The organism is Rhodococcus sp. IEGM 27 (assembly GCF_033142305.1).
GTDB lineage: Bacteria > Actinomycetota > Actinomycetes > Mycobacteriales > Mycobacteriaceae > Rhodococcus_F > Rhodococcus_F oxybenzonivorans.
In genome coordinates this window covers 124,144-143,895 of record NZ_JAWLSG010000006.1, presented here as the reverse complement: position 1 = coordinate 143,895, position 19,752 = coordinate 124,144, and the positions used below count along the sequence as shown (strand labels likewise).

Here is a 19,752-nt window from a genome sequence, read left to right as displayed (position 1 = left end):
TGTTCCCCTCAGCAAGAATTGAGTGCTTGCGTATGACAGTGCGAATAGACACTACGTGGACGAACCTTTACTTGCCCACCTTTGGACCGCTTCTTCTCGAGGCGATTTCATGCCTTACGCTGGTAAACGTGACTAATTCTGGGGGATCGGACAACTCGAATCCGGACGGCGGCCAATACCCGCCCGGCTACGGCGAGGTACCGGGTTTGCCGCGGGACGGATACGGGGTCGACGCCTCCGGCAACCCCACGTATTCGGCGCCCACCGAGAAGTATCCCGACTATCAGCAGCCGGGCGCCTACGGAACGTCGCCGGCGCCGGAGAGCCAGGGGCAGTACGGAAGCCGCAATCCCCCTGTCACGCCGAACCAGTACGGTGGCACCGATCAGTACGGCGGTTCGCCTCAGCCGTACGGGACGCCCAACCCGTACGCGGCACCGAACCAGTACGGCGGCCAGGCCCAGTACGGCGGGCAGAATCAGTATGCCGCCCCGAACCAGTACGGTGCCCCGACTCCGGGGTACGGGCCCCCGAATGCGTATGGCGCGCCGTACGCGCAGCATCCTGGAACCAACGGGCTGGCGATCGCCGCACTGGTCGTCTCGATCGTCGGCGGCTGCGTCTACGGTGTCGGCGCCATCGTCGGCATCATTCTCGGGGTCGTTGCACTCGGTCAGATCAAGCGGTCGGGGGAACAGGGCCGGGGACTCGCGATCGCCGGCATCGCCCTCGGCGCGGCGTACATCCTCGGGTGGATTCTGTTCTTCCTCGTCATGGTGATTGCGGCGGCGTCGTCGGGAGTGTGATCACCCACGGCTCGCGTGGCAACCGAGCCGGTTCGAAGCGGTCGAGCAGTCCGGCCAGGTCGACTTCCTCGTCCGGCGCGGTGAGTCGCAACGAGGTGGCCAGCATGGCGAGTACCTGACGAGGTGTGCGCCCCAGAGCCTTTTGGTCGCCGAGCGTGACGGCACCGGCGCGCTTGGCCAGCCTCCGGCCTTCCTGGTCGAGGGCCAGGGGGACGTGGGCGTACTGGGGCGCCGTCAGTCCGAGCAGCCCGGCCAGATAGGCCTGACGGGGCGCCGACGACAGCAGATCGTCGCCGCGCACCACCTGGTCGACTCCCTGGGCTGCGTCGTCGACCACCACCGCGAGGTTGTACGCGGGTGTGCCGTCACCGCGCCGCAGCACGAGGTCGTCGACCATCCCGGAATAGCTGCCGTGCAGCAGATCGTCGATCGTGAACGACCCGATCTCGGCGCGCAGGCGCAGGGCGGGGGGACGGCCACCGGCCCGCCGGGCGTCGTGTTCCTCCGGTGTCAGGTTTCGGCAGATGCCGGGATACGCACCGTGCGGTGCGTGGGGTGCGGACGGGGCCTTCAGTATTTCCCTTCTCGTGCAGAAGCACTCGTAGGTGAGGCCGGCCGACTCGAGGCGGGTGACCGCGTCCCGGTAGTGCTCGAGCCGGTCCGACTGCACCATGATGTCCTCGTCCCAATCGAGGCCGAGTTCGCGGAGATCCGCCAGTTGCTGCTCGCGGGCGCCCGGGCGGACGCGGTCGAGGTCTTCGACACGCATCAGGAAACGACGGCCGGTCGACCGCGCGAACAGCCACGCCAACAGGGCAGTGCGGAGGTTCCCTAGGTGCAGGTCTCCCGACGGGCTGGGCGCGAATCGGCCCGCACCGACGGTGGCGTTGTTCGGCTCCGCCTGGGAGGGCGGCGTTATCGGGTGCGGCGACTGGGACATCGGCGAGGCGGTGGGGTCAGCTGGCCAGTTCGATCGACGACGTCGTCGGCACGACCTCGGCGCCTTGCAGAACCATGGCAATCTGGATGTCGAGGGCGTGCTCGAGGTACTCCGGCGGATACAGGCCGGGGCTGCCGAGCGCATGGAGCGCGAGGCCGTCGACGGCGGCGAGCAGCAACGCCGCGCGTGTTTCGGCCTCGTGGACGCCCATGCCGATCAATACCGCGGACAGCTTGGTACGGATGGTGAACAGGGTCGTGCGGCGAATCTCGGCGAGCGAGGCCGACGTGGCCGCCCGGACGGCGAACCCGGCCATGACGTGGGCCTCGCGGGACCTGGCCTCGTCGAGCGGAAGTAGTTGCGACAAGGCCGAGAACAGGCCGCGGGCGGGGTCGCCGCCCTGATCCACGTCCGCCAAACGGGTGAGCAATTTGTCGACGAGAGTCCGCAGGGCGAAGGCAAACATCTCGTCCTTGGTGGAGAAGTGATGTTGCACGGCGCCGATGGACACGCCCGCCCGCTTGGCCACCTCCCGAACGCTGGCACCCTCGAGGCCTGCCTGGGCCGCGACATCGAACAGGGCTGCCGCCAGGTGCTCTGGACTGGTCGAGGAGTATCGGCGTTCGCGCATGGATAGAACATTACTTGCGTATTGAATCAATACACGTGTCAGGTGCCCCTGTGTCGCAAAGTGTCGCGTGTGACCAGAGTGAGTGCGGCGGTCAGCTGCATGCCGAGCTGGTGTGCGAGCAGTGCGGCGAGACCGTTTCCGGCACCGAACTGGAACTGCCGCCGGGGCCCGGACTACGAACAGACCCCTTGCTGCCGGTTAGCTTGCGCGCAATGGGGTAGGAGAGGGACGCCGATGATCGATGTGCGCCTCGAGTCAGACGTGCACGTCAGGTGGCTGGAATGACGGCGCGGGGCATGTCGGCCCGCAACTCCACATCGGTGACGAAATCACCGTCACCGGGCTCGTAGCGTCGCTGCGGGTCGAAATCTTCCACGCGGAAACTGTTCAACGCGGGGGAGTGCGTGGTCACCGCGAGGGTGCCGCCGTCGAGGTCGAATTGAAGCAGCCGCTGGAAGCCGGTCTCCCGGCGGTTGTCGACTCGGAAGTTCTGGTAGTCGGCGAGCAATTCCACCACGGTGCGGTCGGTGTCCCCGACCTTTCTGTCGGTGACCGTCGTCTGCCCGTCGACATGTCCGGCGAGGACGAGGAACACCGTGTCGAACGGCACGACGAGCCGGTTCCAGATCTGCTGTCCGGCGCTTCCGCCGATGTCACCGAAGCCGCTCATCCGTAGGGAGCCGTCCTCGTCGAGGTAGTAGTGGCTGCCGATCATCACATTGCGATCCGGGTGCGCGGCGAGAACGTCCTCCGCCCACTGCAGTATCCGCTCGGGCGGGTTGTAGCCGATGTACAGCATCAAGAACTTCGCACCTGCGAGGTCGAGCAGGTCGTAATGGGCCGAATTGTCGGTGTCCGTCACCGACCCGCCCCAATACGGCCTGTCCCGGTATCGCCACGGGCCGAAGAACTCGTTGTAGAGGGCGTGGTTCTTCTCATGCTCGCCCGGGATCAGGCGGCCGCCGACATTCCACAGATTGTCGTGATTGCCGGGCAGGACGCCGTGCGGGATGCCGGCGTCTTCCAGAGTCGACATCGCCTTGTCCGCCACTTCGAATTCGGGGCGGGCGCGAGTGTCAGGTGAACCCGGCCGAATCCAGCTCTGGACCAGGTCGCCGGTGTGCATCGAGTACGCGATCTTCCGGTCCGCGGCATTGTCAGCCGTCCAGCGGGTCATGCTGTCGAATACCGCGGGATTGTCTCGGGACACATACTGGGTGTCGGTGATGTGCTGAATTGCGAAGTCGTAGGACGCCGGATCTGCGAATTGCTGGTCGGCCTCGGAGTTGGCATCGCGGAAGGAACGGTCTCGGCGTGGACTGTCGATCACGAGGATCTGGGCCGAACCGGCACCCTCGATGCGGGTGCTCAGCCTCACCGGACCGCCCGGAACGTCGGGTCGCGCGGTGGCCACCGGCTCACCCCAGCTGTCCGCCTGCTCATCCCAGACGTGCAGTGCCACGTCGTCGAGATTGACCGAACGGCCCTCCCAGACCACCTCGTTGGCAAGAGTGCCCGGTGCGAACGTGACCTCGTATCGCATGTACGGGTACTCGTCGAAGCGGTGGGTGGTGGCCGATGTGCGGTCCGATTCGTCACCGGGCACACGACCGGACGGCGTGAGATCGTCGGTGATGCCGGCGAACATGACCGCGGAGTGCAGTGGAGTCGAACTGAGCAGCCCGCGCGACGCCAGGCCCTTGGCGCCGCGGGGCTCCGGTTCTGCGCCGGCAAACCCGTCGCCGCTGAGCACGCCGGCAACCAGCGACACGGCCATCAACGTGGCTAACCTGCCCGGCACACTCATGACCTGAGGTTACAAGTGTGGCCGGGACGGCGCCGATCGTCAGGCCTTGCGACCGAGGAAGCCCAGAAGTCGGGTCTGCTCGTCCGCGTCCGCGGGCACTTCGACAGCCGGCCCGCACACGCCTGCCATGCGAATGTTGTCGCCCAGTTGCTCGGCGACGGTGCGTACCCACGCGAGGTCATCGGCGGGGATCGTCTCGTCGAGCCCGGTGGCCCGCGCGAGGTCCCATCCGTGGACCACCAGGTCGAAGCAGTAGAAGCTGCCGACCGTGTCGGCGAGGGTTGTGCGGCCGAAGTGTCCTTCGTATTCGCGGCTTCCGCGCTCGGGGTCGTCGAGGATTTCCTGCATGCCGTCGCGGGTGGCCGCCCACGCGGCGGCCGGATCCTCGTCGACGGAAGGTCCGGCGGGCAGCTCGAGGTCGACCACGGTGACGATGTACCGCTGGGTGTCGATTACGTGGCGCAGGAGGTCTCGGGCGGTCCAGCCCTCGCACGGCGACACATTGTTCCAGCGGTCGGCGGGCACGGATTCGACGCGAGCGGTGAACTTCTCGGCCAGATCTCGGTAATGGGCGGCGGGGGTGTCCGTTGTCGAAGTCATGCTGCCGATTCTTCCCCTCCGAATCGGTCGAGGGCTTGAACATTCCCGACATCGACGACGGAGGCGCTGCCGTGCCAGCCGGGTGCCTCGCTCGCGAGCAGGTCGGACGGGGTCATTGAGGAGATCCGGCGGCACTCGCGGGACAGATGTGCCTGATCGCTGTAACCCGAGGTGGCGGCGAGTTCGGCCAGGCTCCCTCGCTTTCCGGACTGGGCCAGCGCCATGAACCGCTGAAGCCGCAGGATTCCGCGCAGGGTCGCCGGGCCGTATCCGAAGGCGTCATTGCACCGCCGCTGTAGTTGCCGTTCGGTGACAGACGTGGCGTCGGCGAGCGCGCCCACGTTCCAGGAGTGACGAGCCAGCGCCCGGCGCACGTGGCCGATCAGGGGATCCGCTTCGCGTCGATTGCCACGCAAGGACCGCACGGCGTTCTCGAACAACGTGATTCGCTCGTCGCTTCCCGCCGCGTTGTCCAGCCGGTCGGTGAGTGTTCGTTCCCAGCTCGAGCCGAGGACGTCGCCCAGCCCGACGCGGATGTTGCGTACTTCGGACGCCGGGATTCGAAACAGTGGCGAAGCGGCGCCCGGCCGGAAACGCACGCCCACCGATTCGGTGCCCGGCGGCAGGGTGAACGACCAGGCCGATGTTTCTGGACCGCAGAGCCGGATGCCGATCCCGCGAATCCACAGAATGTCCATGCAACCGTCCGGCACCAGCAGGTGCTCGCCCTCGGTGCGCGCCGACCAACCGCACACCAGGGTGTCGGTGAGATCGGACGACGGTGAGGTCGGCGTGTACCAGCCCATGACAGGGAGCGTAGTCACGCGCACCGACATCTGCCGCTGTCGCGGCATCACGCGAAACTGCCCGCACCGGCGGACAACTCGAGGTGAACTGTAGGCACGGGTCCGTCGAGGTTCCCCGGAGGCCCGCCATACCGCCGTCACAGAGAACGAGGACTCCATGAGACGAACATGGGCGCTGGCCGCAATCGCCGCCGTCAGCCTGGCTTTCTCGAGTTGCGCGTACGACAGCACCGACTCCGGCGATACGGGCGGAAACGCACCCGTGTCACCGACTCCGACGTCGCCACCTGCGTCCCCCGGTGAACCCGTGCTCCAGATGGGCCCGACGACCATCGGTGAAGTGGTCGTCGATTCCGGCGGGATGACGGTCTATGTGTACGACAACGACGAGGTCGGGTCCGGTGCGAGTTCCTGCCGTGGCCCCTGCCTCGAATCGTGGCCGCCGGTCACCAGCGTCACCGAGAATCCCGTCGTCCAGGGTTTGCAGGAAGTCGTCGTCGACACCATCCCGGCGGCGGACGGTACCCACCAGTTGACCGTCAACGGGCGGCCGGTGTACCGCTACAAGGACGACAACGAGCCCGGAGACGCGTTCGGACAAGCCGTGGGCAGTGTCTGGTGGACCCTCGATTCCTCGGGTAACCCCGTCACGACGACTGCCGGCGGCGAGTAGCGCGGTCCACCGTCCGGTGGACGAGGACGGTCAGCGCAGTGGCCGGCACCGCCGCGAACCACAGGGCGTCCAATCCGACCCAGCGGTGGGCGAGGGTGCCCGTCACCGCGCCCACCACCAGCCCGATCCACAGCGCGAAGTGACGTAGCCACGCCGAGCGGGAGCCGCCGAACATGGCGGCCGCGAGTCGGTGCCCCATCTTCACGAGGGCACCGGTCATGTACGTGAGTCCGACGGTCACCTCGCCGTCGCGCTGGAAGAAGGAGTTCTCGGCCCCCATCGCGAGCAGCATGGCGCCGACAGCCACCGTGCTCGCATCGAGGCTCGCGGCGAGAGACCCTGCGAGGAGCAGGCCCGACACCGCCGCGAGCACGGTGCTCTTCACCGGCAGGTTCCGCCGGTCGGCGAGGTGGACGATCGTTGCACCCAGCACGGTCCCCAGGACGAACACGCCGATGACGGCTGCGGCCGTCATCGCATGCGCCCAGGTTCCTTCGGCGAATCCGACGCTGAAGCGGGTGAGATTGCCGCTCATGAACGCGACGAAGAACCCACCGAGGGTGATGAATCCGAGAGCGTCGACGTATCCGGCCAGGACGGACAGAACGACGGCGAGGGTGAGCATCCGCCTGCTGTCGTCGATCGGCACAGCACTATCCAACACCGTGCAGAAACACCGTGGCGGAGAAACACCGTGACCTGAAAAACACAGTGGCCCCCGATCCGAGATCGGGGGCCACTGTGGTGGAAGGTCAGGCGAGTGGAACGCTCGGCTCAGGAGGTGCCGAGGGCGGGCGCGATCGTGCCGGCCCAGGACTCGTGCAGCCGGTCCTGCCAGTAGTTCCAGGTATGGAGGCCTTCATCGGTGATGCGCGTCTGCACCTTGGCGCCGGCGCGCTGCGCGGCGGGGACGAAGGTCCTGCTGCTCAGGCCGGCGGCGGTCTCGAGGGGAACGGTCTGCGAGAACTTCACCGGGTCGAAGTGATCGCTGTCCGGGTCGACGGTGGGATCGCTCGCCGCGCCTGCACCGGAGGAGATGTAGACGGACTTGCCGCGGAGGGCGCCGACGTTGAGCAGCGGGTCGTTGCGAATCCACGCCGGTGACGGCCAGAAGCCCCACATGTTCGATGCGTTGCCGCCCATCTGGGCGACGGAAACCTGAATGCCCTGGGCGAAGCCGGGGGAGCTGGCCGTCGGGTATCCACTGTAGGAGGCGACCGCTTTGTAGAAGTCAGGACGATGGATGGCGAGGTTCAGCGCGGAGGTGCCGCTCATCGACAGACCGGCCACGGCGTTGTTCACCCCGTCGCTGCCGAACTGCGACGCCATCACCGGGGGCAGCTCGTTGGTGAGGAAGGTCTCCCACTTGACGCGGCCGAGCTTGGGATCGTCGCGCTGCCAATCCGAGTAGAAGGTGCCGCCGCCGCCGAACGGAATGACCACGTTGACGTGCTTGCCGGCGAAGAAGCTCTCCACGTCGGTCTCGATCAGCCAGCCGTTGTTGTCGTCCGGTGCCCGCAGCCCGTCGAGCAGGTACAGGGTAGGGGCAGGACCACCGCCCGCGGCCTTCAGCACCTTCACGGGAATGTGCTTGTCCATAGAGGGTGAATACACCGAGATCAGGGCCGAGTCGGCATGGGCGATGCCGGCTCCGGTCAGAGCGGATACGAGGCCCGACGCCAACACTGCGACGAGGCCCACGATCAACGCGCGGGTGCGACGAATCGCCATGGAATTGTCCCTTTATCTCGTACCGACACACACTGCGCCACGAACGATAACAGGAAGATAACTACTCTGCGTATTCAAGAAGGCCTGGATGTGAAGCGAAAAGAACCCCTGTGAACCGCTTTTCAGCAGTTCACAGGGGTTCCTGTGGCGGAGGATAGGGGATTTGAACCCCTGAGGGCGTTAACCCAACCCGCGTTCCAGGCGAGCGCCATAGGCCACTAGGCGAATCCTCCGTGGAGGAGCATACCCAACGACCCCGCCTCGGTGTTAAACGGCCAGGTGAAAGCGCGGTTCTACGCCCAATGCAGCAGGGTCAGCGAGTGTTCGGCCAGCGGCACCGACCGGTTGCACGAGGTGTCCGGGTCCGCGACAGCGTCCAGGCCGAAAGTCGTGTCGATCAGTAGGGTGCCAGAGTCGGTGGTGAACTCGAGGATGCACTGGTACTTGCTCTCGGCGAGGGCGCGACCTTCGTTTCCGAGCACCTCGATGATGCGCAGGGGCTTGTCGGGGGCGGCGGAATCTGTGGTGGTGACGGTCACGGTGTTCAGCGTCTCGGGCCGGCCCCACGTGCAGCTGCGACGCTCGTCGGCCTCGACCGGCGTGCCGTTGCCGACGTCGGCCGTCAGCAACGGGTCCAGCGTTGCCTCGTCGGCCAACGTGCACGGGTCCACCGCATCCCAGCGCACTGCGTCGTCCGAGGTCGGCTCGTCGTCGCCCCCTCCGCACGCCGACAGCGCCGCCACGACGCTGCCGAGTGCCACCGCCCGCGCGGCCCTTCTCCGATACATCCCTCAAATCCCATCGGTCTTTCGGCCCGAGGTGGCCGAATGCGGTGGCGACCGTAGCACCGGGCCCCGGTTCCGGGGTGGATCCCTGCGGCGGTTCGGGGCCGTCTACACTCTGTGGTGGATCCCGCGCGGCGCGCATCCTGTGAACTCCCCCAGGGCCGGAAGGCAGCAAGGGTCAACGGGCTCTGCCGGGTGCGCGGGGTCCCCTATCTTTCGCATACCCGACTCATCACGTCGGTGAAAGGCCGCTCCTGATGCCCAACCAGACCCAGATCGGGTTGATGAGCCATGAGGAACTACTTTCCGAGCACGAGCGTCAAACTGCGAATTATGCGCAGTTGAAGACCGAGAAGCTCACGCTCGATCTCACCCGTGGCAAACCCTCTCCCGAACAGCTGGACCTGTCGGCGGAGCTTCTGACGCTGCCGGGTGACGGCGACTTCCGGGACGGCAACGGCACCGACTGCCGCAACTACGGCGGCCTCACCGGGCTGCCCGAACTGCGGGCCATCTTCGGCGAGTTGCTCGGCATTCCCGTCGAAAATCTCCTCGCCGGAAACAACGCGAGCCTCGAGATCATGCACGACGCCGTGGTGTTCTCGCTGCTGCACGGAAATCCCGATTCCCCGCGCCCGTGGTCGCAGGAGCCCAAGGTCCGGTTCCTCTGCCCTGCGCCCGGATACGATCGCCACTTTGCGATCACCGAGTCCTACGGCATCGAGATGATTCCGGTGCCGATGCGACCGGACGGCCCCGATGCGGACCTCGTCGCCAAGCTTGTGGCAGGAGACCCGCAGATCAAGGGCTTGTGGGCGGTCCCCAACTATTCCAACCCGACGGGTGTCGTGTACTCGGAGGAAGTGGCGCGGACGTTGGCCACGATGCCCACCGCGGCCCCGGATTTCCGGTTGTTCTGGGACAACGCCTATGCGGTGCATCCGTTGTTCGGGGAGACGGCGCCGTCGCTGGACATCCTGGGCATGGCCGCCGAGGCCGGCCACCCGAACCGTCCGCTGGTGTTCGCGTCGACGTCGAAGATCACGTTCGCGGGCGCCGGTGTCAGCTTCTTCGGTGCCTCTACCGAGAACCTGGCGTGGTATCAGAAGTACTTCGGCAAGAAGAGTATCGGTCCCGACAAGCTCAACCAGCTTCGTCACCTGCGATTCTTCGGCAACGCGGACGGTGTCCGGGCGCACATGGAGAAGCACCGTGAGCTCCTGGCACCGAAGTTCGCGTTGGTGCTGAAGATCCTCGAGGACCGTCTCGGGGCGTCGAAGGTGGCGTCGTGGACGGAGCCGAAGGGTGGTTACTTCGTGAGCCTCGACGTCGTGGAGGGCACGGCCAAGCGGGTGATCGCCTTGGCGAAGGAAGCGGGTATCGCGCTCACCGCTGCCGGATCCGCGTTTCCGTACGGCATCGACCCCGAGGACAAGAACATTCGGCTCGCGCCGAGCTTCCCGTCCACCGAGGAGTTGGGCAAGGCGATGAACGGCGTCGCGACCTGCGTTCTCCTCGCGGCCACCGAGGCGCGCCTGGACGGATCGCACTCCTAGTCGTCGCAGTGCTAGGAGTGCGCTCGGCTACATCCGGGCGTTGCGCGCCATCACGAAGCTGTACACACCGTAGGCGGCGATGCCCAGTCCGGCGAGGACCAGAAGCACCTGACCGTACGGCGCCGATCCGAGTGTTTTAACTGCGCCGTCGAGCCCCGTGGCCTTGGAAGGGTCGGACTTCAGCACGGCCACGATCACGAGGACGCCCGCACCGGCGATCACCAGCCCCTTCGCGACGTATCCGATGACGCCGAGCGGCTCCACGAGCTTCGAGGGCTGACCTTTCAGATCGTCGCAGAAATTCTTCGACGCTCCCTTGTAGATGTGATACCCGCCGATCGCGATGGCCACGAGAGCCACCACGATGAGAAGGGCCTTGCCTGCCCCGGACTCCATGAGCCGAGCGCTCAGTCCCGCATTCTGCTGACCGCTCGACTTCCCGGCGCCGCGGGCGAACTGGACCGCAGAGAAGGCGAAAGCGAAGTAGACCAAGGCCAGGCCGAACGCCTTCGCGCGGTCCATCAGCGACGGACCTTCCGGATCACCCTGCGATCCCTCGGTGACATGCGGTCCGAGCACGGTCTCGGCCAGCCGCCACAGAGCCATTGCGACGAACGCCACCGCGGCTACCCACAGGACGAAACGGCCACCCGGTTTGGAAGCGAGCGTGCCCAGTGCCCCGGACTGGTCGGCGTCGCCACCGCTTCCGAACGCAAGCTGAATGATGATGTATGCAACCAGGAGATGGACGAATCCGCTCATCACGTGGCCGGCGCGGGCAACCCGTTCGAAGGTGGTGCTGTCTGTCGCACGATCCACGGCTCCACTGAATCCGCTGGCTCGGTTGGCTTCGTTCGGGGCCATCGGGTGTCCTTCGGGTCGCGCGAATGGACCGCAGTCCCTGGAACCTAGAGGTACCCGGCTACGGCCGCGCCGACACGCGGTGTGGTCAGCGGCGCGGAGGCTGCGTCCCGGATTGGGGAGCGCCGGGATCGATGGTGAGGTCGTCGGTGTCGGCGAAAACCAGGCGTCCGTCGTCGAGGGCGATGGCCCATCGATGCGCGGGAGCCCACTCGTGCCCACGTTCGGCGTCGGTCAACGCGGCGTAGTCCTCGATGACATGACCGGTCTGTGCCTCCTCGGACAGCCGGCGTACCAGCACCCGCACACCCACAGCGACGTTTGCGGGCGCCGGTTTCTTCTCGCTCGTGTTGTCGGGCATTGCTCTCACCCTCTCGCTCGGCGGATACCTCGGATCATATGCACATTTCCGCATGACCGACGAACGATAAGGGCTGCTTTCGTATACACATCCCCGCCACCGTGACCACGACCCTTCGTAGAAGGCAGGGCCGGACGGGCGCTGTGACGGGACCGGTATCGAACCTTACGCGCGAGTAATGCAGTGCTGTGGACAACTCTGTGGACAACTCATGTATCGAACCTGTTGACTCCCGGCCGGATGGGCGTGGTGGCAGGATCGACCTCATGGCACGCACGTTGAATCTCGTCGGTGATCCGGAGGCGGACGCTCTTCTGGCGAGTGACCCCCTTGCCCTGCTGATCGGAATGCTGCTCGATCAGCAGGTTCCGATGGAGACGGCGTTCGCGGGCCCGAAGAAGCTCGCGGATCGTCTGGGCGGGCTCGAGGTGCATCGCATCGCGGAGATGGATCCGGAAGAATTCGCCGCCGTCTGTGCACAGACTCCCGCGGTGCATCGGTTCCCCGGTTCCATGGCCACGCGCATCCAGTCGCTGTGCGCGTTTCTCGTCGAGAACTACGACGGCAGCGTCGAAGCGCTGTGGACCGACGGCGATCCCGACGGCAAAGAGGTTCTGAAACGGTTGAAGGCGCTGCCCGGCTACGGCGACCAGAAGGCGCGGATCTTCCTGGCACTGCTCGGCAAGCAGATCGGGGTGGAGCCTCAGGGCTGGCGGGAAGCCGCCGGCGACTACGGTACGGACGGTTCCCGCCGGTCGATCGCAGACGTCGTCGACGAGAAGAGCCTGCACGAGGTCCGCGAGTTCAAGAAGGCCGCCAAGGCCGAGGCGAAGAAGGAAGCCGCAGCGAAGAAGAAGTAGCCGCCGCTACTCGGAGTCCTTCCGTTCCTCGTCGAGGTGGTGGCGGCGTTCGCTCTCGTGCATCCACGGGAACACGCTGTTGCCCTGACCGCCGCCTACAGGTCCGTGGCCGAGGCCGCCGCCTCCAGGCCCGTGGCCGAGGACGCCGTGCTCGTACGCCGATTCGGCGTGCAGGGCCAGGTCGATTCCCGAGGATTCGTCCTCCGCGCTCACCCGGAACCCGAAGGCGCGGTCGATGAGCTTGCCCAGCACGTAGGTGACACCGAAGGCGTAGAGGGCGACGACGACCACGGCTACTACCTGCTTGCCGAGTTGCGCGAACCCGCCGCCGTACAAGAGGCCCTCCGCGCCGCCCGTCATCACTTCGGTGGCGAGCAGGCCAATCAGGATCGTGCCGACGATACCGCCGACCAAGTGGACGCCCACCACGTCGAGCGAGTCGTCGTAGCCGAGGCGGAACTTCCATCCGACGGCGAATGAACAGACCACACCGGCGACCGCCCCGATGACGGACGCGCCGAGCATGCTCACCGTTCCGCACGAGGGCGTGATCGCGACCAGGCCGGCGACGACACCGGACGCGGCGCCGAATGTGGTGGGGTGTCCGTCTCGCTTCTGTTCCACGAGGAGCCAGCCGAGCAGGCCGGTGCAGCCGGCGACGAGGGTGTTGAGGAAGATTGCGGCCGCGGTGCCGTCGGCGGCGAGGGCGGAGCCTGCGTTGAAGCCGAACCAGCCGAACCACAGCAGCCCGACACCCAGCAGCACCAGGGGCAGGTTGTGCGGGCGCATCGACTCCAAACGGAAGCCGAGGCGCGGGCCCAGAACAAGGGCCAACGCGAGGCCGGACGCACCGGAGACGATCTCGACGACCAGCCCGCCGGCGTAGTCGAGGGCGCCGAACTGCGCGATCCAGCCCTCCGGGTTCCACACCCAGTGGGCGACGGGCGCGTACACGAGAAGGGCCCAGATCGGGACGAAAACCATCCATGCCGAGAACTTGGCGCGGTCGGCGATCGCTCCGCTGATCAGCGCGGCGGTGATGATGGCGAACGTCAGCTGGAACGTCGCGAACAGGATCTCGGGAACCTGCCCGTGAACCGTGGTGGGGTCGATGCCCACCATCCCCAGATGCTCGAAGCCGCCGATCAGGCCGCCGCCGATGTCGTCACCGAAGATCAGGGAGTACCCCGCCACCAGCCATGCCACGGTGACCAGGGCGATCGACACGAAACTCATCATGATCATGTTCAGGACACCGGTGGATCTCACCATCCCGCCGTAGAACAGGGCGAGACCCGGGGTCATCAACAGGACCAGCGCGGTACTGATCAGCAGCCAGGCGGTTGCTCCGGCGTCGATTGCAGGCACGACATTCTCCTCACACGCTCGGACGGAACCGTGCGCGGAAAGTCACGATGACCGTGACCCGTTTCAGGTGTGCTGCCGACGCGTTGCGAACGTGTTACGCAATTCACTCATTCGACGAGTGCCGGGTGTGAAGTGACGGGTGTGACGACGACCGATCGTGCGTGGCTGTGGACCCGACCACCCGCACCTGGCCTGTCGGGGTCCGCCGGTAGTCTTTCCGCGTGGCCCTGTACCGGAAGTACCGACCCGCATCCTTCGCCGAGGTGGTGGGGCAGGAGCACGTCACCGAACCACTGAGCACCGCACTCGATGCCGGACGGATCAACCACGCCTATCTGTTCTCCGGTCCTCGTGGCTGCGGCAAGACGTCCTCTGCCCGCATCCTCGCGCGCTCGCTCAACTGCGTCGAAGGCCCGACGTCCACCCCATGTGGTCAGTGCCCCTCCTGCGTGGCTCTGGGACCGGGCGGTTCCGGCAACCTCGACGTCACCGAACTCGACGCCGCCAGCCACGGTGGTGTCGACGACACGCGTGAGCTGCGCGACCGCGCGTTCTACGCACCCGCGGAGTCGCGATACCGAGTGTTCATCGTGGACGAGGCCCACATGGTCACGACGGCCGGATTCAATGCCCTCCTCAAGATCGTCGAGGAACCGCCGGAGCACCTCATCTTCATCTTCGCCACCACCGAGCCGGACAAGGTGCTGCCGACCATTCGTTCGCGTACCCACCACTACCCGTTCCGGCTGCTGGCGCCGTCGACCATGCGTGGACTGCTCGAGAAGATCTGCCTGCAGGAGAACGTTCCGGTGGCGGATCCCGTATATCCGCTGGTCATCCGTGCGGGCGGCGGTTCGCCGCGAGACTCGCTGAGCATCCTCGACCAGTTGCTGGCCGGTGCGGGCGATGACGGGGTGACCTACCCGCGTGCGCTTGCGCTCCTCGGTGTCACCGACGTGGCACTCATCGACGACGCAGTCGACGCACTGGCCACCGGTGACGGCGCTGCGCTGTTCGGAACCGTGGATCGTGTCATCGACGCAGGCCACGATCCGCGGCGTTTCGCCGTCGATCTGCTCGAGCGTCTGCGTGATCTGATCCTCATGCAGGCGGTGCCGGACGCCGCCGAGCGCGGCCTGGTCGACGCACCCGGCGACGTGCTCGAGCACATGCGCGCACAGGTGAAGCGGATCGGACCGGCAACGCTCACCCGATACGCGGAGGTGATCCACGCCGGACTCGGCGAGATGCGCGGCGCCACTGCCCCGCGTCTGTTGCTCGAAGTGATGTGCGCCCGCATGCTTCTGCCGTCGGCGTCCGACGCGGAGTCCGCGGTATTGCAGCGACTCGAGCGAGTCGAACGGGGACTGCCCCCGGCCGGTACGGCGCCGGCGACTGCGGCGGCCGGACGTCCGGCCCCGGCGCCCGCGGCGCAGAACATTTCCACGGCAGATCCTGCGGCGCAGGCCAATTCGTCCCCGCAGCCCGAACTCAAGTTCCAGCGGCCCTCGATGAGGGCGGCCGAGACAGTGCCTGCGCCACCCGAACCCGAACCGGCGCCACACCCCGTTCCGAAGCCCGAGCCGACACCCGAGCCTGCCCCCGTTCCGGAGCCGACGCCGGAGCCTGCCCCTGTTCCGGAGCCGACGCCGGAGCCTGCCCCTGTTCCGGAGCCCGAGCCCGCTCCTGTTCCGGAGCCGACGCCGGAGCCCGCCCCGGTTCCGGCGCCCGAGCCCGCTCCCGTTCCGGAGCCGGAGCCGGAGCCCGCCCCGGTTCCGGCGCCCGAGCCCGCTCCCGTTCCGGAGCCGGAGCCGGAACCGGTAACCGAACCTGATGCGACCCCGGCTCCCGAGGTCGCGGCGCAACCGGACGCGCCCGGCGGTCCGGACGCCGCTGCGTTGCGAGAGGCATGGAACAGCCTGCGCGAGAAGGTGAGCCAGCGAAACAAGATTCTTCCGGCGATGCTGTCGGCGGCGACGGTGCACGACGTGCAGGGCAATCGCTTGATCCTCGCGCATCCCGTTCCCAATCTGGGCGCACGCATCGCCTCACCCCACAACGCCCAGGTCATCGCGGAGGTGCTCGCCGAGATGTTCGGCGGCGACTGGGAAGTGGAGTATCAGGCGGGCGCTCCGGCGCCCCCGCCGCCGCCGGTCACGAAGGTCGCCTCGGCACCTACCCGGCCGGCCGGCACACCGCGATTCTCGCGGCCCAGCCAGGACAAGACCGCGCAGCGTGCAACTCCACCATCGTCGGAGCCGCGAGCTGCAGGCGCAGAAACCGCACGGCCGCAGCCTCGTTCGTCGTCCGAACCGGACGACGACATCCCGCCGCCGGAGGCACCCGACTATCCCGACGATCCTGCACCCCCGGTCGACTACGAATCCGCGACCCCTCCTGTCACCACCCCGGAAGACGAAGAGGAGATGTTCGCCGAGGCGGCGGAACCCGCTGATCCGTCCACACGTCGTGACCCGGAGGTCGTGGCGTTCGAATTGCTCAAGGACATGCTCGGGGCGAAGAAACTCGAGGGCTGATCGTCCCGCCGGTTCGGGACACAGGCCCCTGGTGCCCGGGACGCCGGGTAGCCGATTCTCGTTCCATGAGCACAGTGAATGTTCCTGAAGGCGTGCAGAACGAGGTCCCGGCGGCGGCACGACGTGGCCGGTGGTGGGCGTATGTCGGGATTCTGGCCGGGGCGGCCGGCATTCTCGGCATCCAGGCGAGCATGTCGATCGACGCGGTCTATGCGGAGTCGTCGGCAGGTGACGCGGTAGCGATCATGAACCACCTCGCCGGACAGCGAACCAGCATCCTCGTGATGCACGTGTCCATCATGGCCACGGCGCTGCTCCTGCTCGTCTTCGCAGCCGGGTTGGCACAACGGCTGCGGGCGGCGCTACCGACGGACAGCATCCTTCCGTCGGTTGCGGCGTTCGGTCTGGTCCTGACGTCGGCGGCGTGCCTGCTGGGGACCGGTCTGACGACGGAGCTGGTGTTCGGCCTCGGTGAGACGGATCAGCTGGTGCCGGAGTTCGCGGTGATCGGAGCCCACTGGATGGGGACGATCCCGTGGTTGTGGGCGGGGGCGGGCGTCAGCGCGCTGGCGGTGGCTGCCGCGTTGCTACGCGGACACGCCGGGCCCCGGTGGATCGGCTGGGTCAGCCTGGTCCTCGGTCTGGTGACGGCCCTCATCGGCGTGTCACCCCTGCAGTACATGGCCGGGTTCACCGGACCGCTGTGGGTGTTGGTCAGTGCGGTGGGATTCGCATTCGCACCCTCCCTGCGTGAGTGATACTCGTTCGCAACAATGAGCGAGACGAGGGCATGTCGAATGATCGAGGGGTCGGCGGGTACCGGCGGTGCGCCGGTACCCGCCGCAGTCATGGCGGTGTCGTCGTGGGTGCTGGTGGTTCTGTCCGTTGTGGCGTTCGTCGGCGCAGACCCGGGTATCGATTCCAACCAGCTGTTCTTCTTGGTAGATGTCGTCGGTGCCGCGGTGTACGGGACCGTGGGCGGGGTCGTTCTCGCTCGGCGTGTGCACCCGGTACCGATCCTCCTCGGCCTCACCGCGATCGGAGTGGGTGTCGCCGCGCTGAGCTACAGCTACTCGCAGCTCGCGCTGGTCCGTCCCGGGCTTCCGGGAGTCGGTGTGCTGGAACCGCTGCAGAACACGGCGTGGATTCCGGGCACACTCAGCCTCTTCCTCATCGTCCCGTGGCTGATCCGCGACCATCCGCTGGGGCCGATCGCGAAGGCAGGAGTCGCGGCGGGTATCGGCGCGACCGCGTGGTACTTCTGGTCGCGGACCTTCACCGACATTCCACCGATCTGGGTGCTTCTGCCCGTCCTCGTCGTCGGGGCGCTTGCGTCGGCGGATTGTGGTTGGCGGTGGCGGCACGGTCCGCAGGCCGAGCGGGTGGGTCTGGGATGGATGTGTCTGGGCACCGGTCTGATGACGGCCGCGTACATTCCTCTCGCGCTGCCGGCGTCGCTTCCCGGGCTGTGGGTGCTCAATCCACTGGTGCACCTCGCCGTGCAGGCGTTCTACCCGGTCGCGATCCTGGTGTGCGTTCTGCGGCAGCGCATGTGGGGGCTGAACCTGGCGGTCAGCCGTGCGACTGTGGCCGGGACGCTCACCGTCCTGCTGCTGGTGTTGTACGTCGTGGTGGCGACGCTCGTGTCGGCGCTGCTCCCCGCGGGTGAATCGGTGGGTGCGCAGGTGGTGGCGGCGGGAGTCGTCGCTGTCGCTGTGCAGCCCGCGCGGTTGTGGCTCCAGCGGCGAGTGCACCACCTGGTGTACGGCGAGGGCGCAGATCCGGCCCGAGCGGTCCGCGCACTGGGGCGGCGATTCGGCAGTGCCGAGTCACCAGAGGAACTACTCGCGGAACTCGCCGCCGGTGTGGGCGTCACGTTGCGCCTCGAATCGGTATCCATTCGCCGTGGCAGCGGTGTTGCCGCAGTGTGGGGTCACGCGACGGGACCCGCAGAGTCGGTGGAGTTGGTACATCGTGGAGCGGTCTTCGGCACGATGATCGTCACTGCACCTCCCGGGGAGACGCTCGGTTCGCGGACGCGCAGATCGCTCACCGAGCTGTCTGCAGTGGTCACGGCGGGCCTCGTGGTGATGCAGTCGGCCGACGATCTGCGGGAGGCGCGGCGGCAGCTGGCGTCGGTTCGCCTCGAGGAGCGCCAGATGATCCGCCGCGAACTGCACGACGGCCTGGGGCCGTCGCTGGCAGGCATCCGACTCGGCCTGCAAGGGGCACGGAACCTGCTCACCAGCGATCCCGATTCGGCAGCGGCGCTCATCGATTCGCTGCAGGCGGAACTCGACCACCAGGTCGAGGGTGTCCGGCAGCTGTCCCGCAGCATGTTTCCGCCGGTGCTCGACGAACTCGGCCTTCTCCCCGCCCTGCAAGAATTGGCGGAAACACACTCCCGCAGTGGTTTCACGCTGCAGATACGAGCAGACCCGCCAGCCGGCCTCGGTACGCAGATCAGCGCCGCTGCGTACGGGATCATCGTCGAGGCCGTGACCAACGCACGACGGCACAGCGGCGCCGACGGTTGTCGTGTCGACGCCACACTCGGTCAGGATCCGGGAGCAGGCGATTTCCTCGAAGTGATGATCCGGGACGACGGCTGTGGGTACGATCCCACGGGAGGTGCCGGGGTGGGGACCCGGTCGATGCGTGAGCGCGCCCGCGAACTCGGCGGCACCCTCGATATCGAATCGGGGAGTCCGACAGGCACAGTGGTCACCGCCCGGCTACCGTTGTCATCACTATGAGCGCGAGTATTGCCAGTCCTTCACCCTCGCCCATCCGGGTGGTCGTCGTCGACGATCATCCGGTGTTCCGGCTCGGAATGGTGGCGCTGCTCTCGACACTCGACGGCATGGAGGTGGCTGCTCAGGCCAGCTCCGTCGCCGAAGCGCTCGACGTCGTCGACGCCGAAGTCGATGTGGTGCTCATGGACCTCGAACTCGGTGACGGGTCGGGCGTGGACGCCACCCGCCAATTGGTCCAGACATATCCGGCGCTGCGGGTGCTCGTGGTCACGATGCACGAGGACGACGAGTCGCTCGTCGCTTCGGTGCGTGCCGGGGCGAGGGGTTATCTCGTCAAGGGCGCCGATCCCGCCGAAGTGGAACGTGCTGTGCGAGCCGTCGCGAACGGCGAAATGATCCTGGGCGCCGCGGTCGCCGCCCGGGCGATGACCTTCATGGCGGCCTCACACCGGGTGCGCTCGACGGTGTTTCCCGAGTTGACCGACCGGGAACGTGAGATTTTGGACCTCGTGGCTCGCGGACACGACAACGCGAGCATCTCCCGGCGACTGGTACTGAGTCCGAAGACCGTGCGCAACCATGTGTCCAACGTGCTGGCCAAGCTCGGTGTGCCCGACCGTTCCGCCGCCATCGTGCGCGCGCGGGACGCCGGGCTCGGACTCGATCCGTGAGTG

The 19,752-nt window shown here is 67.0% G+C and carries 19 protein-coding genes, 1 tRNA gene and 1 other RNA gene; 9 read left to right on the top strand and 12 right to left on the bottom strand.

Annotated features, from left to right (window positions below; all coding sequences use genetic code 11):
* The first annotated feature begins 206 nt into the window (after window positions 1-206).
* Window positions 207-806 (top strand): DUF4190 domain-containing protein, encoded by a 600-nt coding sequence (locus R4P95_RS21445; protein ID WP_317745715.1) that lies wholly within the window; start codon window positions 207-209, stop codon window positions 804-806.
* Here the strand turns inward: R4P95_RS21445 and gluQRS are convergent.
* The 5 genes from gluQRS to R4P95_RS21420 all read right to left on the bottom strand — a co-directional run bounded on the left by gluQRS (window position 772) and on the right by R4P95_RS21420 (window position 5,590).
* Window positions 772-1,746 (bottom strand): tRNA glutamyl-Q(34) synthetase GluQRS, encoded by a 975-nt coding sequence (gluQRS, locus tag R4P95_RS21440; protein WP_397517706.1) that lies wholly within the window; start codon window positions 1,744-1,746, stop codon window positions 772-774. The genes R4P95_RS21445 and gluQRS overlap by 35 nt on opposite strands.
* Window positions 1,747-1,762: 16 nt before the next feature.
* On the bottom strand, window positions 1,763-2,377 hold the full coding sequence (locus R4P95_RS21435) for a TetR/AcrR family transcriptional regulator (protein WP_213574566.1): 615 nt from the start codon (window positions 2,375-2,377) through the stop codon (window positions 1,763-1,765).
* A gap of 268 nt (window positions 2,378-2,645) precedes the next feature.
* A complete protein-coding gene (locus R4P95_RS21430; protein ID WP_317745217.1) occupies window positions 2,646-4,184 on the bottom strand; it encodes a metallophosphoesterase in 1,539 nt (512 codons plus the stop codon).
* Window positions 4,185-4,223: 39 nt separating this feature from the next.
* Entirely contained in the window at window positions 4,224-4,784 is a 561-nt protein-coding gene (locus R4P95_RS21425) for a TIGR03086 family metal-binding protein (protein WP_159918897.1), read from the bottom strand.
* Window positions 4,781-5,590, bottom strand: a complete 810-nt coding sequence (locus R4P95_RS21420; RefSeq protein ID WP_317745216.1) for a helix-turn-helix domain-containing protein — start codon at window positions 5,588-5,590, stop codon at window positions 4,781-4,783. The genes R4P95_RS21425 and R4P95_RS21420 overlap by 4 nt, the downstream gene beginning before the upstream one ends.
* A gap of 157 nt (window positions 5,591-5,747) precedes the next feature.
* Between R4P95_RS21420 and R4P95_RS21415 the strand changes: the two genes are divergently transcribed.
* On the top strand, window positions 5,748-6,263 hold the full coding sequence (locus R4P95_RS21415) for a hypothetical protein (RefSeq protein ID WP_317745215.1): 516 nt from the start codon (window positions 5,748-5,750) through the stop codon (window positions 6,261-6,263).
* On the opposite strand, the gene R4P95_RS21410 is transcribed toward R4P95_RS21415, so the two are convergent.
* The 4 genes from R4P95_RS21410 to R4P95_RS21395 all read right to left on the bottom strand — a co-directional run bounded on the left by R4P95_RS21410 (window position 6,238) and on the right by R4P95_RS21395 (window position 8,782).
* A complete protein-coding gene (locus R4P95_RS21410) occupies window positions 6,238-6,888 on the bottom strand; it encodes a YoaK family protein (protein ID WP_317745713.1) in 651 nt (216 codons plus the stop codon). The two genes, R4P95_RS21415 and R4P95_RS21410, sit on opposite strands and share 26 nt — an antisense overlap.
* Window positions 6,889-7,037: 149 nt before the next feature.
* Window positions 7,038-7,994 (bottom strand): alpha/beta hydrolase family protein, encoded by a 957-nt coding sequence (locus R4P95_RS21405; protein WP_317745214.1) that lies wholly within the window; start codon window positions 7,992-7,994, stop codon window positions 7,038-7,040.
* Window positions 7,995-8,139: 145 nt separating this feature from the next.
* A tRNA-Ser gene (locus R4P95_RS21400) sits at window positions 8,140-8,227 on the bottom strand.
* Between the two features lie 60 nt (window positions 8,228-8,287).
* The gene (locus R4P95_RS21395; protein WP_213574554.1) at window positions 8,288-8,782 is read right to left on the bottom strand and encodes a hypothetical protein; all 495 of its coding nucleotides are present in this window, start codon (window positions 8,780-8,782) and stop codon (window positions 8,288-8,290) included.
* 116 nt (window positions 8,783-8,898) lie between these two features.
* Between R4P95_RS21395 and ffs the strand changes: the two genes are divergently transcribed.
* Window positions 8,899-8,993, top strand: an RNA gene (ffs, locus tag R4P95_RS21390) — signal recognition particle sRNA small type.
* Between the two features lie 43 nt (window positions 8,994-9,036).
* Window positions 9,037-10,335: an aminotransferase class I/II-fold pyridoxal phosphate-dependent enzyme gene (locus R4P95_RS21385; protein ID WP_213574552.1), complete on the top strand. Its 1,299-nt coding sequence runs from the start codon at window positions 9,037-9,039 to the stop codon at window positions 10,333-10,335.
* A gap of 27 nt (window positions 10,336-10,362) precedes the next feature.
* Here the strand turns inward: R4P95_RS21385 and R4P95_RS21380 are convergent, their stop codons facing one another.
* The gene (locus tag R4P95_RS21380) at window positions 10,363-11,199 is read right to left on the bottom strand and encodes a DUF1206 domain-containing protein (protein ID WP_317745213.1); all 837 of its coding nucleotides are present in this window, start codon (window positions 11,197-11,199) and stop codon (window positions 10,363-10,365) included.
* A gap of 85 nt (window positions 11,200-11,284) precedes the next feature.
* The gene (locus R4P95_RS21375; RefSeq protein WP_317745212.1) at window positions 11,285-11,557 is read right to left on the bottom strand and encodes a hypothetical protein; all 273 of its coding nucleotides are present in this window, start codon (window positions 11,555-11,557) and stop codon (window positions 11,285-11,287) included.
* Between the two features lie 266 nt (window positions 11,558-11,823).
* Between R4P95_RS21375 and R4P95_RS21370 the strand changes: the two genes are divergently transcribed.
* Window positions 11,824-12,417, top strand: a complete 594-nt coding sequence (locus R4P95_RS21370) for an HhH-GPD-type base excision DNA repair protein (protein ID WP_159918909.1) — start codon at window positions 11,824-11,826, stop codon at window positions 12,415-12,417.
* Between the two features lie 6 nt (window positions 12,418-12,423).
* On the opposite strand, the gene R4P95_RS21365 is transcribed toward R4P95_RS21370, so the two are convergent.
* Entirely contained in the window at window positions 12,424-13,785 is a 1,362-nt protein-coding gene (locus tag R4P95_RS21365; protein ID WP_317745211.1) for an ammonium transporter, read from the bottom strand.
* 221 nt (window positions 13,786-14,006) lie between these two features.
* Here R4P95_RS21365 and R4P95_RS21360 point away from each other — a divergent pair, with 221 nt between their 5' ends.
* The 4 genes from R4P95_RS21360 to R4P95_RS21345 all read left to right on the top strand — a co-directional run bounded on the left by R4P95_RS21360 (window position 14,007) and on the right by R4P95_RS21345 (window position 19,749).
* Window positions 14,007-16,322, top strand: a complete 2,316-nt coding sequence (locus R4P95_RS21360; protein ID WP_317745210.1) for a DNA polymerase III subunit gamma and tau — start codon at window positions 14,007-14,009, stop codon at window positions 16,320-16,322.
* Window positions 16,323-16,387: 65 nt separating this feature from the next.
* Window positions 16,388-17,080 carry a hypothetical protein gene (locus R4P95_RS21355; protein ID WP_317745209.1) on the top strand — a complete coding sequence of 231 codons (693 nt, stop codon included), beginning with the start codon at window positions 16,388-16,390 and terminating at the stop codon, window positions 17,078-17,080.
* A gap of 39 nt (window positions 17,081-17,119) precedes the next feature.
* Window positions 17,120-19,078, top strand: a complete 1,959-nt coding sequence (locus R4P95_RS21350) for a sensor histidine kinase (RefSeq protein WP_317745208.1) — start codon at window positions 17,120-17,122, stop codon at window positions 19,076-19,078.
* Window positions 19,075-19,749 carry a response regulator gene (locus R4P95_RS21345; RefSeq protein ID WP_213574538.1) on the top strand — a complete coding sequence of 225 codons (675 nt, stop codon included), beginning with the start codon at window positions 19,075-19,077 and terminating at the stop codon, window positions 19,747-19,749. Before R4P95_RS21350 ends, R4P95_RS21345 begins: the two co-directional genes overlap by 4 nt.
* The last annotated feature ends 3 nt before the right edge of the window (window positions 19,750-19,752 follow it).